9 protein-coding genes are annotated in these 14,619 nt (G+C 55.0%); 5 read left to right on the forward strand and 4 right to left on the reverse strand.

The window, feature by feature from the left end; genetic code table 11:
- The first annotated feature begins 103 nt into the window (after positions 1–103).
- Together KRAC_RS22855 and KRAC_RS22860 are read left to right on the forward strand one after the other, a co-directional pair.
- A complete protein-coding gene (locus tag KRAC_RS22855; protein WP_007911187.1) occupies positions 104–1,984 on the forward strand; it encodes a HEAT repeat domain-containing protein in 1,881 nt (626 codons plus the stop codon).
- 436 nt (positions 1,985–2,420) lie between these two features.
- Positions 2,421–3,812 (forward strand): serine/threonine protein kinase, encoded by a 1,392-nt coding sequence (locus tag KRAC_RS22860; RefSeq protein WP_007911188.1) that lies wholly within the window; start codon positions 2,421–2,423, stop codon positions 3,810–3,812.
- A 70-nt stretch (positions 3,813–3,882) separates the two neighbouring features.
- On the opposite strand, the gene KRAC_RS22865 is transcribed toward KRAC_RS22860, so the two are convergent.
- The 3 genes from KRAC_RS22865 to KRAC_RS22875 all read right to left on the reverse strand — a co-directional run bounded on the left by KRAC_RS22865 (position 3,883) and on the right by KRAC_RS22875 (position 8,422).
- Positions 3,883–4,632, reverse strand: a complete 750-nt coding sequence (locus KRAC_RS22865; RefSeq protein WP_420795828.1) for a GNAT family N-acetyltransferase — start codon at positions 4,630–4,632, stop codon at positions 3,883–3,885.
- 202 nt (positions 4,633–4,834) lie between these two features.
- Complete coding sequence (locus KRAC_RS22870) at positions 4,835–6,496, reverse strand: protein kinase domain-containing protein (RefSeq protein ID WP_169460930.1); 1,662 nt, start codon at positions 6,494–6,496, stop codon at positions 4,835–4,837.
- 264 nt (positions 6,497–6,760) lie between these two features.
- Positions 6,761–8,422, reverse strand: a complete 1,662-nt coding sequence (locus tag KRAC_RS22875) for a tetratricopeptide repeat protein (protein ID WP_169460931.1) — start codon at positions 8,420–8,422, stop codon at positions 6,761–6,763.
- Positions 8,423–9,237: 815 nt separating this feature from the next.
- Here KRAC_RS22875 and acnA point away from each other — a divergent pair.
- Both acnA and KRAC_RS22885 read left to right on the forward strand, forming a co-directional pair.
- Complete coding sequence (gene acnA / locus KRAC_RS22880) at positions 9,238–12,069, forward strand: aconitate hydratase AcnA (RefSeq protein WP_007911200.1); 2,832 nt, start codon at positions 9,238–9,240, stop codon at positions 12,067–12,069.
- A 70-nt stretch (positions 12,070–12,139) separates the two neighbouring features.
- Positions 12,140–12,976: a nucleotidyl transferase family protein gene (locus KRAC_RS22885; RefSeq protein ID WP_157506980.1), complete on the forward strand. Its 837-nt coding sequence runs from the start codon at positions 12,140–12,142 to the stop codon at positions 12,974–12,976.
- Positions 12,977–13,073: 97 nt separating this feature from the next.
- On the opposite strand, the gene KRAC_RS62260 is transcribed toward KRAC_RS22885, so the two are convergent.
- A complete protein-coding gene (locus KRAC_RS62260; RefSeq protein WP_007911205.1) occupies positions 13,074–13,760 on the reverse strand; it encodes an FHA domain-containing protein in 687 nt (228 codons plus the stop codon).
- A 330-nt stretch (positions 13,761–14,090) separates the two neighbouring features.
- Between KRAC_RS62260 and KRAC_RS71555 the strand changes: the two genes are divergently transcribed.
- Positions 14,091–14,255: an RNA polymerase sigma factor gene (locus tag KRAC_RS71555; RefSeq protein ID WP_007911206.1), complete on the forward strand. Its 165-nt coding sequence runs from the start codon at positions 14,091–14,093 to the stop codon at positions 14,253–14,255.
- The last annotated feature ends 364 nt before the right edge of the window (positions 14,256–14,619 follow it).

The raw sequence follows: 14,619 nt of genomic DNA on the forward strand, positions 1-14,619 counted from the left end.
TTTTATTCTTGACCGAAACGAGCCAAAAAGGTACAATGAGCATATATTCCCTTAAAATTATAATTGTACATACAACATTCAAAAAGAGATGGGGAGGATGGGGATGCCAGATACAAGCTCTAAACAAGCGCCTCTAGAGGCTGATATACCGTCACTGATGGAGAAACACGAAGTTGAAGACCATACACATATTGTGCATATGCTTAAACCAGAGGCCCCTGACATACAGCATGCCCGGGAGCCATTATCAGAATTACCAGACGACCTGGCAAGCTTTTCAACGGGCGCGCTGGAGTACAGACTCCTCCACCAGGTACAACCTCTGCTTGATGTAGAGACACCAGTGCACAAGGCCAGCTTGAATGCTTTGCGGAGAGAGATCACCTGTCTTCTGACCCGCTTGAGCTGGCGGAAAGCGCTACCCGAGGAGGTCGCTGCGCGCCTCACTGAACTCCTACCAGTCGGCCCCTTCTCTCTCTGGCACCCTCACCTCCTCGCTACCCTCTTTGAAATCGACCGCCGGGGACACTTGCTTCCTGCCTGGCTTTATCTTATCCAGCAAGGCGATGTTTCCTCTCAGACACCAGGTGATGATTCTACCACACAGCCTCATAACTACGCTCGTCGCATCGCCATCCTCTTGCTTGGCTACTATAAACAGGTAGGCACACCAGCAGCGGACTCGCCCGCCAGAGACGCCCAGGACACACTGCCGATGCTACAGGCCCTGCTCCATGATCCCTCGACCTCATTCTACGCAGCGCGGGCTCTGGCACACCTGGGGCACAATCAGGCGCAACAGGTCCTGTTGCAAACTCTCTGCGAGACCAGGGGCTGGAACAGGCTCGCCATTCTTGAACAATGCCTGGCCCTTGGGCATGCACCATTTGCGGAATTCTTGCTGACGCATGGGATCGCTAAGATGCCCGGCCTGGAGCACTATGCGGCGAGCGCACTCTATCACGCGCTCGACCTGGCACCCTACCTGGAGCAGAACAGGCAGCAGCCCCGGCTCGCCGCGCAGGCGGCGCTTGTGCTCTATTATGTGATAGAGGAGAGTAAAGAGCCATCCCCGTACCAGGAAGCGGTCCCACGCCTCTTTACGCGCTCGCTCGCAGACCAGGCCAGCGCGCTCTTCAAAAGTGCAAGGCAGCTGCCATCATGGCAGGCAGCACTCGCCCTTCATGCCCTGGGAGCGCTCTGTGCTCGCTACTGGCAGGCCATCAACCAGGGCCATGCCCTGGAGAGCAATCTTGTAGCTCAGATCTATCCCTGCCTCCCCATGATGCCTGAAATTGAAGCATGGATGCAACACAGCGGGCGCGAACTGCTCTTTACCGCCCTCTGTTCCCAGCAGGCTACCCTCCAGCCCCTCCTCGCCCAGGCCCTGGCTGAGCTTGGCGAGACTCGCGCCGTAGACCCTCTATTGCTCTACCTGGATAGCGTCCGTACGCTGGGACACCAGGAGCAGGCTCGGGCGCTGAGCAGCGTCTGCCTGGCTCTTGGACAATTTGGTGACCTGCGCGCTGTCCCTGCGCTACAGAAGCTGATGGCGAACGTCATCGATCCCTCCGGCAGGCGTCGGCGCTCTCCACTCAAGGAGGCGCTCCTGGAGCCACAGGCGACAGACTATGCGGGGAGCCTGCTGTTTGTGGCAATGCTTCAAGCCTGCCGCCAGCTTCCCACGCCCGAAGCACAAACATTAAGCTATCAGGGGCTAAACGATCTCGATCCACGTGTACGCCTGGCCGCTCTAGAGACACTACGTATCCTTGATGCCACAGGCAGCGAAGCCCAAAGCCGGACAAGCGTTCGCCAGGCCCTCAGCGATCAGAACGCGGCAGTAGCCGGCCTGGCCTGCCAGGTCAGCGCTCAGTATCATGACCAGGAAGCCGCACCTCTCCTGCAACAACTGCTTATCACACATCCCGCGGTGACACAAGCCGCCCTCCTGGCACTCCACCAGCTCAAAAAAGAGGGGTAATTTGTGGTGTATGATGTGGAAAAGCCGGCGGCCTTTCCACATCACACACCACAAATAGCCACGATTTTGCGAGAAATATTGACCGTTTTCATCCCCAGATGATAGATCTCTATACTTTTATTTTCTATATGGACTGTATTTGTATATATTTTAAAATCAAATGCTTTAATTCCAGATATCGATTATTACCAACATATACCGTGACTTTTGTAACAATTTCACACTTGTTGATATCTATTTTTCCATACCGAATGTATAATATTTATAGAAAAGCGTATTGTTACAAATATGTGAGCAGGCGCCTTTATGGAGGACCGTGCTCTCATCTTCTGCGCGTACTGCCTATTCGGAAATTTGAGCGCTACGCTGTCTACCCTCTTCGGGGGCACGGCAAGCGTGGTGTTGGTTTCCGCAGAAGAAGATAAGGGATTGTTGGATGAATATGTTGGTGGGGAAGACTCTCGGTGGTTATCGCCTGATCCGCCTGGCCGAGAGTGGAGGGATGGGTGACATCTACTTAGCACAGCACATGCGTATTGGGCGCAAAGTGGCTATCAAAGTCGTTTGTGGAGACCTGCGGGCCGTGCCCAACACACCAGAAGGCAAGCAGGCAGCAGCACGTTTTGAACGTGAGGCACGCGCGGTTGCAGAACTTGATCATGAAAATATTTTGTCGCTCTATCACTTTGGGGATGAGGTCCTTGAGCAGGATGGGCAGGGCATTACCTATCTCGTCATGCCTTTTATGTCCGAAGGCTCACTCTGGAACTGGCTACAAAAGCGCACACAACAGTATGGCTTTGGCTGGCCTATCTCGGCTGAAGAGGGTGGCTACTACCTGTTACAGGCGGCGGCGGCCCTGCAATTCGCACATGATCATGGGATTATCCACCGCGACATTAAGCCAACGAACTTCCTGATTCGCGTTGAGCGTGGCTATCCTAAGGGTATGCAGCACCTCAATCTGCAACATATCTTTCCTCATGGACGACCCAAGCTACTCCTGGCCGACTTTGGCCTGGCCGCATTCTACCGCAATGGGCGCTCCCTGCATCGCTCGGTTGGGACACCGCTGTACATGGCCCCGGAGCAGTTCGATGATCCCACCCTGGCAACCTCGGTGTATGTGGGTCCCGCCGCGGACCAATACGCTCTGGCGGTTATGATGTACCAGCTCATCACTGGGCGCGCGGTCTTTGAAGGCACGGCGTCACAGCTCCTGCATCACCATCATAACACCTCCCCAACACCTCCCAGCGCGCACATCCCCTCACTGCCATCAGAGCTCGACGAAGTCTTTCTTCGCGCACTGGCAAAGAAACCTGAGCAACGCTACCCCAACATAATGGCATTTGCACAGGCCTATGACACCGTTCTCCAGGAGCGAACGCAGGTCAAGATGTACGCCCAGGGGCGTGCCCTTGACAGTAGAGGCGACATACATATGGAGGAGGCCGCGTTTGTTATCGATAAACAGCGCGAAGCGACGACGCTGCCCATGCCCCCCCTGGACAAGGTTATCGGCAAAGCCCATGGTCCCGAGCAGCTACCTACCATCTCTTCCGCGACCGTGCACGCAGCAGCCATACAAGAGGAGGCACCATTGCCACAGCAGTCCTCGCTGGAAACTATTGTCGAGCAGCATCCCAGACTTTCCTCGATGTTGCCTGCTGGCATCTCCTCTCGGAGTCTCCAATTACGAACGCTCCCGCTGCACTTGCTCCAGCAATCGACGGCCTTTGGAGTAATTATTGTGGGCCTCGTCTTTTTACTTTTACTCACGACAGGCATGCTACTCACCATGCTCCTGCTGGGCCATGGCAGATAACACAGCGGGGGAGCAAGCTTCCGCTGTGCGACGATTTCAGCCTCCCCTGCTGTAAGATGGCTCTGTATTCCTACACTTTACGCGTTAAGGATGCCTCCTCGTAGGTCGCGATAGTTCGATAGCCGAGACGCTCATAGCAGCGCAAAGCCGCAATATTATCGGCCTTGACATTCAGGCCAATGTGCTCTACCCGCGTGAGCAACTCCTGACTCAGGCGCGCACAGACCTCTGTTCCCAGCCCTCTCCCTCGCCATTGGGGATGCGTGGCTACGCTTCCAAGAGCGGCAGCCTTATAAGGTTCAGAATAGACATGGATACCAGCAATACTCTGTAATGCACCCGCGCGCTCACCAACTGTAGCAGCACGAATACCGCAGAAACAGCCTGTCTCAAGCATCCTTGGATCAAAGAAATTATTAGGATAACTGACCCGGTAGAACTCCTCAATTTCAGGAAGGTCGCGCGGACCTAAAGATAATGTTTGGGAGGTGTTGATAGTTTGCAGCCGCCTGGAATCCTGGAGAAGCATTTTCATATGCTTTCCATAAGAGCGTAGCGTATATGCCTCCTCTATTATATCCAGTACCCAGGGCGAGAGGTGCGCATCCAACTGCGAGGGCAAGAGTGGCAATAGCAGGCGCATAAAGAGGCGCATACGCTCCTCATCCTGGTCGGTCAGAGCCAGCAGGACAGGGGTCTGACCACCAATGTAGAGCAAGGCCAACTGGTAGATCTCCTGACCCTCTACCAGGGCATACCAGCAGGTATAGGGCCAGAAGAAGTCATCTAGGTCACCCAGATGATAGAGATACAAACCCACATTCTTTAATAGATATTTTTCGATCTTCTCTTTATCATGTAGAGCTTCAATATGCATAGATCGTCGCTATACAACCTTTCAACATACAGCACCACTACTTTAACATCGCTAGAGGTACTTACAGCGCTTGCGTCCTGAGCAGGGTTATGGGATGTGGGGTGGAAATGCCTGTGGCATTTCCACCCCACATCCCATAACCCTGCTAGGCTTTCATGCTCCAGGCCCTGGCACGCTTACGCGCTTTCTGCGCCTCTTGTGTATTACCCAGGGATTCATAGACCTCGGCCTTTAAGAGCCAGGCCCGTGTATACCCTTTATCCATCTCGGTGGCTTCGTTGAGCGCATCCAGCGCGGCCCGGTTATGGCCCAGGCGCGAGAGTGCCTCGGCTTTATTGCACCAGGCCACCGCGCTACGAGGGTTGACTGTCAGCGCGCGCGTATAGGCATCCACGGCCCCGGTGTAGTCGAGCAGACTGGAATGCACATTGCCCAACCCGTTCCAGGCCTGAAAGCTCCTGGGGTCCAGCGCCAGCGCCTGTTGATAAGAGGCCAGAGCCTCCTCCGGGAGATTCATATCCAGTTGTGCGTCGCCCTTCCCGTTCCAGGCCGCTACATACTGTGCATCGAGTGAGAGTGCGCGCTCAAAGTGGACCAGGGCCTGCTGATAGCGTTGGAGGCGCATCAGAACCAGGCCAGCGCTTACCCAGACCACCGCGTTGCCTGAATCAATCTCCGTCGCGTACAGATACGCGTCCAGGGCCTTGCGGTAGTATCCCTGGTTATAGAGAGCCGTGCCCTTGCCATTCCAGGCATAGAAATTCAGCGGATCCATGCCCAGGGCCTCTTCGTAGGCCTGTAAGGCCTGTGAGTAGTGCTGTTGCTCAAGAAAGCGATCGCCCTCCTGGCATTTTTCAGTAATGCTCACAGTACTGGCATTTGAGCGACGTTGCGCGGCAGAAACGCTCTGCGACTTGCCCGTGTTGCTCATGTTCAGAGGTGCCGACGAGGAGCGCGTGGCCGGGCGCGAGGTTGGCTGTGTATGCGCCTCTGGCTGGACCTGCTGTGGCGAAACCTGGTAGCGAACACGCTGGATCTTGGTGCTCGTGGTAAAGGACTGCTCAAAAGCCTGCATAAACTGCTGCATATCGCTAAAGCGGCCATCGGGTTTAGAGGTCATGGCACGCATGACGACCTCGTCCAGCGCCTGGGGCAGATCTGGATTGAGCGATGAAACCGGAGGAACCGTTCCCCCGGCGGGGTCCAGGGGATGGTAGCCAGTTAGCATCTCATAGAGGACAATGGCGCTCCCATACTGGTCGCTTCTTGGATCTACGACGCCACTGGTCTGCTCGGGGGCCATATAACCCACCGTGCCGCGCACCGTCACCGTTCGACCGACACGCTCCCCCGGTTCGAGCGCGCGCGCAATGCCGAAATCTGTAATCACCATGCGGTGATCATCCTGGTGTAACAAAATATTCTCTGGCTTGATGTCACGATGAATAACCGGGCGCGGGCGAGTATGTGCATAGCTCAATGCGCCCGCAAGCTGCAAGAAACTGCTCTTGGCCTCGGAGAGAGGCAAAGGGCCATTGGCCTGCGCGAGACGCGTTCTAAGTGAGCCGGCTGTATAGAGAGGCATCACCAGAAATACACTAGGGCCATCGCGGCCATAGTCGAGGATTGGCGCGATATTTTGATGGTCGAGGGTCGCGGCAATACGGGCTTCGCGCAGGAAGTGCTCGTGCTCACTGTTCGTCGTTCGACTTGGAAGCAGGACCTTGATCGCAATATAGCGCGAGAGGTTACGATCTACCCCACGAAAAACTGCCGCGTAGCCGCCTTTACTAAGCAAAGCATCCACACGGTATCGACCCACTAACATAGTATGTATGAGTGGTAAGGAACAGGCACGGCAAAATAAATCGCTGTCCCGGTTTTCATAGCCACAATCAACTTGATCGGCGCAGCGTCGCATTCCCTCCTCCGAGTCGTAGGTTCAAAATTTACCGCGGGCAGATGCTTTTTCTCATCTACCTAAAAGCAGCCTGATTCGATCCACTGTCCGGCAGCAACCACCAGTGATATGTTGGCTCGGTCTACGCTCCACACACCACCCACGAGCCTGTTATGAGGCTTCGCTTCCATTCGCTCGCTGCTCCAGTGAGCGCGCCCACTCCTGGCATGAGATGGCCTCCTGCTTCCTCCCCAGGCGCTGTAAAACAACCGCCCGGTTATACCAGGCGTCTGGCTCATCTGGCGCAAACGAGGTTGCCTGGTCAAGCGCGGCCAGTGCCTCATCCAAACGGCCAAGTGCATACAGCGACAAACCTTTATTATTCCAGGCCGCAATGTAGTGGATATCTCCCGCCAGTGCCCTGTCAAAAGCCATAAGGGCCTCTTCATACCGTTGCAATTCGTGCAGCAAGCTGCCTTTATTGTACCAGGCAGAAGTCAGGCCGTCGTCATATTGCAGGGCATAATCATAAGAAGCCAGGGCGTCTTCGAATTTCTGCTGAGCAGCAAGAACATTTCCTCGATTATACCACGCCCCTGCCATAGTTTGGTCAAGCGTCAGAGCATGGTCATATGCCGCCAGGGCCTCCTCATAGCGCTTCAAGTCGCGCAGGTCATTGCCTTTATCAAACCAGAGCGTCGCGTTCTCCTGCTCAAGCTCCAGGGCCTCCTCATGTAGAGGGAGAGCCTCTGCCGCATCGCCCAGGCGACGCAAAATATTGCCTTTGGTGTCCAGGGCGGAGACATTGTTGGCATCGATTTCAAAGACACGATTGACAGCGATCAAGGCCTCTTCATAGCGGTGGAGGCTATAGAGCGTATCGCTCATGGCCTGCCAGACAACGCTCTGACGGGGATCGAGGAGCAGCGCCTTGTCAAAGGCCATCAATGCCTCTTCAGACTTCTCCTGCTCCGCCAGGGCCATACCACGTCCACTCCAGGCATAAATATAGTTCGGGTCGTAGCGCAACGCCTGCTCATAGCAATCCATTTCTTCGTCGAAGCGACGTAGCTCATGCAACACATTGGCGCGCGAGGTCCACAGTTCTGGATCGTTTGGGCAGAGCGAGATAGTGTGATCATAAGCCAACAAAGCCTCATCCAGTTGTTCCAGGCTTAAAAGGGCCGCGCCCTTACCCGCCCAGGCTTCAATCGAAACTACATCCTGCTCGATAGCTTGTTCATAGTAGCGCAAGGCGGCCTCATACTCCCCCTGCTCATACGCCACATGGCCGCGCGTTAATGGATCGGGCTGACTCTCCTGTGGTCGCTTCGCGTTTTTTAGTTGCGAGAGCGCAGGCATACGTAGCACGGTGGCATCATCGTCGCCATTGATATCCAGCGCGAACTCTTCGCCACCAGCCGAGGCATTCCAGGCCAGTTGAGAGTGCTCCTGCTGGCTATTTCCTCGTCCCCCCCGCTGTTCCGCCTTGATCAAAAATACCAGGGGGCCATCCTGACCATAATCCAGGACACGCACACTCCCCGGATCTTCAACACGCTCCGAGAGCGAGGCCGCAAGCTCGGCATCCTGAAGGAACTCCTCACGCTCGTCCTCGGTCGCGCTCTGGGGTATTAAAGCACGCACGAGCACAGACTGTCCCTGATGGCGATCTAGCGCGCACAAAGTGACTGTCTTACGCTCTTTAAGCGCAAGCTCCTGGACCTCATAACGTCCCTGTAAAAATGTTCCTTCTAAGGGAATACCGCAATGGGCGCAAAAGCGCGCCTTTTCTCGATTGGCGAAGCCACACCCCTCTAAATCTAGACACATCCCCATAGACACGCTTCCTCCCTAGCCTGCGCACTATTTCTAACTATTGACATACAAAAGGCTTTATTGCCACTACTGTAGCGAAAACGTTATGACCTTGTCAATATAATATGCTACCCTTTGTAGTACATTATGAAAACAGGAAAGAAAATACTATATTTGCCTGCATTATACACCACTACTCATCCTCGCCCGACACATACCTTATCTGGTAAACGTCTGGCAGGTCGAACTTTTGCAGATGGACCTGCACACCCAGCCTTTTTACGGTCTGCTTATAACTGTTCACCAAGGACTATAGCAAGGAACAGACACACTTGCAAGCGATCTCGATGATTACCCTCCTCTATTCAGTATATGCGAGGGGCAACATCTGCTTGAATTAGAATCTCGATACGACCTGTTTTTCAAACCTGGGAAGGCTGATACTGGTTATACGAAACAGCCAGGCCATTCGCTGCATCTGTGCATCATCTCCTCCTCACTTCTGGCCCACTGCCTACAATGATCCCTCCTGATCACTGCTCAAGCCAGTCCTTGACCTTTTGAGCCTGTGGCGCTCGGGGTAAGAGGGATGGGTCTGGGGCACCGTCCGGTGCCCCAGACCCATCCCTCTTACCCCGGTGGGCTTGCGAGCCAGGATGAAAAGGAACAGCTATGACAAGCGTACATCTTGGCGTGGAACTGTTATATAATAACAGGAGTTATAGATATATAAGGTCACAGGGCGACCGTTGCTCCCAGTTGTTACGCAAGCTCATTCTGCAACGACAAGTCTCCCTCCCCATTAGTTCACTCCATTAAAGGATTTTTTTATGACGGCATACAAAGATGTATTTAACGCCCGTACGCCACTCGAAGGCGCCCACGAGACCACCCACTACTTCCGTCTCAGCGCGCTTGAGCAGCATGACGTACAGAATTTAGATCACCTGCCTTTTACGGTACGCATCATCCTCGAAAACCTGCTCCGCCATGCTGATGGCGACCTGATAAAGACGGAGGATGTCCTCTCGCTCGCTAACTGGACGCCTGGTAAGGCCACGGGAAATGAGGCCGAGTATCCCTTCCTCCCCGGGCGTGTACTCTTGCAAGATTTCACCGGGGTACCTGCCGTCGCCGACCTGGCCGCGATGCGCTCGGCTGTGGCTCGGATGCAGGGTAATCCTGAGAAGATCAATCCGCTCGTGCCCGCCGACCTGGTGATTGACCACTCGGTTCAGGTCGATGCCTTTGGCTCACGCATGGCCTTTGCGCAGAACGTCGAGCGTGAATATGAGCGCAATAGCGAGCGCTATGCCCTCCTCCGCTGGGCGCAGCAGGCATTCAGCAATTTCCGCGTCGTTCCACCCGGAACAGGTATTGTCCACCAGGTCAACCTGGAGTACCTGGCCTCGGTCGTGATGATGAAAGAGGATGATGGGATGCAGGTCGCCTATCCCGATACCCTGGTTGGCACCGACTCGCATACGACGATGATCAACGGTCTGGGCGTGCTGGGCTGGGGCGTCGGCGGTATCGAGGCCGAGGCCGTGCTGCTGGGGCAACCCCTCTACCTGTTAACTCCCGAAGTCATCGGTATGCGCCTGACCGGCGCGCTGCCAGAGGGCGCGACCGCGACCGACCTGGTTCTGACGGTCACGCAGATACTGCGCAAACGCGGCGTGGTAGGCAAGTTTGTCGAGTTCACCGGTCCTGGCCTGAGCTACCTGGCGCTGGCCGACCGCGCGACGATCTCTAATATGTCGCCCGAGTTTGGCGCGACCGCGACGCTCTTCCCGGTCGATGCCGAGACCATCCGCTACCTGCGAGACACGGGTCGCGATCCCAAGCTGGTTGACCTGGTGGAGCGCTATACCAAGGCCCAGGGTCTCTTCCGTACCGATGAAACACCTGAGCCACAATTCGACGACTTGCTGGAGTTGGATCTGAGCACGATTGAGCCTAGCCTGGCTGGTCCCCGTCGCCCACAGGATCGCGTCGCCATGCAGTCGCTGGGTACAGCGTTCCGCAACGCCTATGCCGATCGCTTCAAGGCCGCCGCCACCAATGTGACAGTCGAGAGTCCTATCAATCGCCTGGGCAACGAAGGCGGCATCGCGACTCCTAGCTCAGTTGAGCAGAAAGAGGACGCGGAGAGCCAGCTAGCCAACGGCAATGGCAATGGTCATAGCGTGCTTGAGGGAAAAGATATCCTGGTCAACCTGGACGGGCAGCAGACACACCTGCGTCATGGCTCGGTCGCTATCGCGGCCATCACCAGCTGCACCAATACCTCCAACCCCTCCGTTATGGTCGCGGCAGGTTTGCTCGCCAAGCGCGCCGTTGAAAAAGGCCTCAAAGTCAACCCGGCTGTCAAGACTAGCCTGGCCCCTGGCTCACGCGCAGTTATTGACTACCTGCGCAACGCGGACCTCCTCTCCTCCCTTGAGGAGCTACGCTTCAACCTCGTGGGCTATGGTTGTACCACCTGTATCGGCAATAGCGGTCCGCTACCCGAGCCAGTTGCCGAGGCCGTTCAGGAGAATGATCTGGTTGTCGCCGCCGTGCTGAGCGGAAACCGCAACTTTGAAGGACGCATCCATCCCCAGGTGCGCGCAAGCTTCCTGGCATCGCCGCCCCTGGTCGTGGCCTACGCCCTGGCAGGTACTGTCGATATCGACCTGGCACATGAGCCGCTGGGCACCAACGACAAAGGCGAGCAGGTCTACCTGCGCGATATCTGGCCCAGCCAGGAAGAGATTCGCCAGCTAGTGACCAAGTCGGTTACGCCCGAGGTCTACGCTGAGAACTATAGCCGCGTCTTCGAGGGCGACGAGCAGTGGCAGGCGCTCTCCAATTCAACCGGGCAGCTCTTCGAGTGGGATCCTGAATCGACCTATGTGCGCGAGCCGCCTTTCTTCCAGAACATGAGTGATCAGCCCACGCCCGTGAAGGACATTCATAACGCACGCGTGCTGGCCGTACTCGATGACTCCATCACGACCGATCACATCTCGCCCGCGGGCAGCTTTGCTCCCAATAGTCCGGCTGGTCAATACCTGCTTGAGCATGGTGTGCAGCGCCGCGACTTCAATACGTATGGCGCGCGCCGTGGCAACCACGAGGTGATGATGCGCGGTACCTTTGGCAACATTCGTCTGCGCAACCGCCTGACCAATGGCAAAGAGGGCTACTACACCGTTCACCTGCCCGATGGCGAAGAGACCACCATTTATGATGCCTCTATGCGCTATCAGCAGGAGGGAACACCGCTATTGATCATCGCAGGCAAGGAGTATGGTTCCGGTAGCTCCCGTGACTGGGCGGCCAAAGGTCCCTTGCTGCTGGGTGTACTGGCCGTAATTGCCGAGAGCTTTGAGCGTATCCATCGCAGCAACCTCGTCGGCATGGGCATCCTGCCCCTCCAGTTCCGCTCTGGCGAGAGCAAAGAGTCTCTGGGCCTGACCGGTCACGAGACCTACGATATTCTGGGGATTGAGCAGAACCTCAAACCACGCCAAACCGTGACCGTAAAGGCCACGCGTGAAGATGGTTCTACCTTCACCTTCGAGACCGTCGCCCGCCTGGATAGCGCGATTGACGTCACCTATTATAAGAACGGTGGCATCTTGCTCACCGTGCTACGCCGCCTCGCGCAGGACTAGCAGTATAGACAAAGGCAGGACGCGGGGTCCCGCGTCCTGCCTTTGTCTCATGTACAACGGTATTAAGAGCATGAGCGAACATCTCTATCTGACACCACATAACCGGCGCTATCTGCGCGCCATCCAGCAGAGCCTTGATACGCTTGATCCACGGGGCAAACCACTCGTCTTGCCGCTGCCCGGCTCCCCCAGGCCCACTAGCGATCTCATTGTTTTCACTGGTTCTTTTAATCCGCCGACCCTGGCCCACCTGGCTATGCTCAAGCAGGCTTACTCTTATACACGAAGCCATGCGCCTATGTGCCTCTATGCCGCGATGAGCAAGCAGACCGTCGATAAGGAAAATATCTCGCGCCCCCTCTTTCTGGATCGCCTCGCGCTCCTGGATCGGTTAATGAGGCGCTTCTCCGGATCTGGCATTCTGCTCTTCAACCGGGGCCTTTACGTGGAACAGGCGCAGGCCATACGGCAGAGTTTTCCTCGCGTGCGCACGATTTACTTTCTGATAGGCTTTGATAAGATTGTGCAGATCCTCGATCCTCACTACTATACGGATCGCGACGCCGCGCTCCAGGAACTCTTTGCCCTGGCCAAACTCCTGGTCGCACCACGTGGAGAGGATGGGCCAGAGGCATTGCAGGCGCTTTTACAGCAGGAGGAGAACACACGCTTCGCGCGCTACATCGAGCCACTCCCACTTAGCAATGCCTATCGTGAGATCTCCGCGACCCACATCCGCAACCAGGACACGGGCTACACTCAGGCTATTCCACACGAGGTCTGGCGCTTTATGTGGCGCACGCGAGCCTATGCCCCTCCACTTCATACCACAAATGGAGAGACAATCGATGTCTATGCGAAGCGCGTAAGGGAGCTAACTCGTCTACTAGGAACTCCACCAAGCTAAAGCAAGAATACAAAAGGGTATGGGAGTAGAGTGTTAGGTGTGACGCGGGTTGGCAGCCTTCAGTTGCCAACCCGCGTCACACCTAACACTCGTATATTTATGAAGGATTGACCTGGCGGAAGGTAAAGCGGATCGAGCCGATTTGCACAATATCGCCATCACGTAATACCTGCTGCATTATGCGTCGCCCATTGATATAGGTTCCCGTCGCGGAGCGTTGATCAATTAACTCGTACATACCTCCGGCAACCTCATGAATCGAGGCATGGTGGCGACTCACCGCGAGGTCTTCCAGAAAAATATCGCATTCCCGGCTCCGTCCGATGGTCATATTGGATACAACCTCTAATTGACGCATGGAACTCTGGCCGCCAGAAGGATAGAGGTAAGCAGCCGAGACGGGTTGCGAATCAGGCTCCTTGCCAATAAGGGATTCTCGTCCACGTGAGGAGGCCAGTTTGAAGGGGCGGGTCCCCTCGCTATCATAAAAGGCCATCTGAGTATGGCCAAATTTAAGCTCATCGCCATTGGAGAGGAGTTGCTCTTGCGTAGGCTGATCGTTGACAAAGCTATCGCCACTGCCATGATCATCACGTAGCACAAACCCCTCGGGGAGACGCAGGATTCTGGCTTGTTTCCGATGGACAGTAATATCTTCCAGAAAAATATCACACTCCCGACTGCGCCCGATAGTGGTACAATCCTTCCATAATTCTACCCGTTTCCCCACGAGCGGTCCCTTTTGGATGAGCAGATATGCACTCGTTGAAAAATCCTGATCCATAACACTCCACCAACGCTAGCTAAACGCCGATAAACATACCGGCACAAGGGCCTCATCGTCACATGCCAACTGAGTATAACGAATTGCATCGAAGGGTGTCAAGTTTTTCCAAATTGTACGTTTTAGCTATTACAAGAAAATACACTTATTGTTTCTTGACTATAATAATGCGCTCTTCGCCACCCTCTCAATTGCATCACTTTCGCCTGCTCCCTTTAGTATACGCCCTGGTTCGCCTTGCATGCATCAATACAAAGCCTGTAGGGGAATGTCACGTTTTCTTTTCTGTGGTGATATTACTAGCGAAATTAGTGTAGCAAAGGAACGCACATGCAGCTAGAACAAAGGGATGAAAACATTCAATATACTCCTCTCCATGCGACGCTCTTTGACCAGCACGGTAAGGCTATTCTTGGCTACCTTCGCCTGCATACGCCCTCGTTAGAGGATGCGGAGGACCTGATGCTAGAAGTATTTGTCGCCGCATTGGAATAGGAATGGAACACTTATTGATTATAGCTTTCTCACTGTACGTGCTGGCTTTGCTCTTACACAGACATCAAGCAGTGTTATCGATTTTTATAGGACAGCCGATGGCGGCAAAACCTGGTTCAAGGTAAGCACCTTGCCGAAAGCGGCATAACAGGTATCAAAACGCGCCGTAAAGCCCTTCAAATCCTTGTCTTGAGACGTGGGGTAACTGACTATATGGAGGTAGAAATATGTTGCTTACGCGTCGTCGTGAAAATGCTTGAGCGTATTCTACCATAGGGAAGTGGGAAAGAGCAGAACAGATTGAGATGTTTCTCAAGGTGTTCTGCTCTTCGTGTTTTGTTTCTGGTGATCCATATCTTCTTTC

Source organism: Ktedonobacter racemifer DSM 44963 (genome assembly GCF_000178855.1).
GTDB lineage: Bacteria > Chloroflexota > Ktedonobacteria > Ktedonobacterales > Ktedonobacteraceae > Ktedonobacter > Ktedonobacter racemifer.

Excerpts from the sequence above, each read along its gene's own strand:
- acnA (WP_007911200.1), top strand. The coding sequence starts at position 9,238 with ATGACGGCATACAAAGATGTATTTAACGCCCGTACGCCACTCGAAGGC.
- KRAC_RS22860 (WP_007911188.1), top strand. The coding sequence starts at position 2,421 with ATGAATATGTTGGTGGGGAAGACTCTCGGTGGTTATCGCCTGATCCGC.
- KRAC_RS22855 (WP_007911187.1), top strand. The coding sequence starts at position 104 with ATGCCAGATACAAGCTCTAAACAAGCGCCTCTAGAGGCTGATATACCG.
- KRAC_RS22885 (WP_157506980.1), top strand. The coding sequence starts at position 12,140 with ATGAGCGAACATCTCTATCTGACACCACATAACCGGCGCTATCTGCGC.
- KRAC_RS22875 (WP_169460931.1), bottom strand. The coding sequence starts at position 8,422 with ATGTGTCTAGATTTAGAGGGGTGTGGCTTCGCCAATCGAGAAAAGGCG.
- KRAC_RS62260 (WP_007911205.1), bottom strand. The coding sequence starts at position 13,760 with ATGGATCAGGATTTTTCAACGAGTGCATATCTGCTCATCCAAAAGGGA.
- KRAC_RS71555 (WP_007911206.1), top strand. The coding sequence starts at position 14,091 with ATGCAGCTAGAACAAAGGGATGAAAACATTCAATATACTCCTCTCCAT.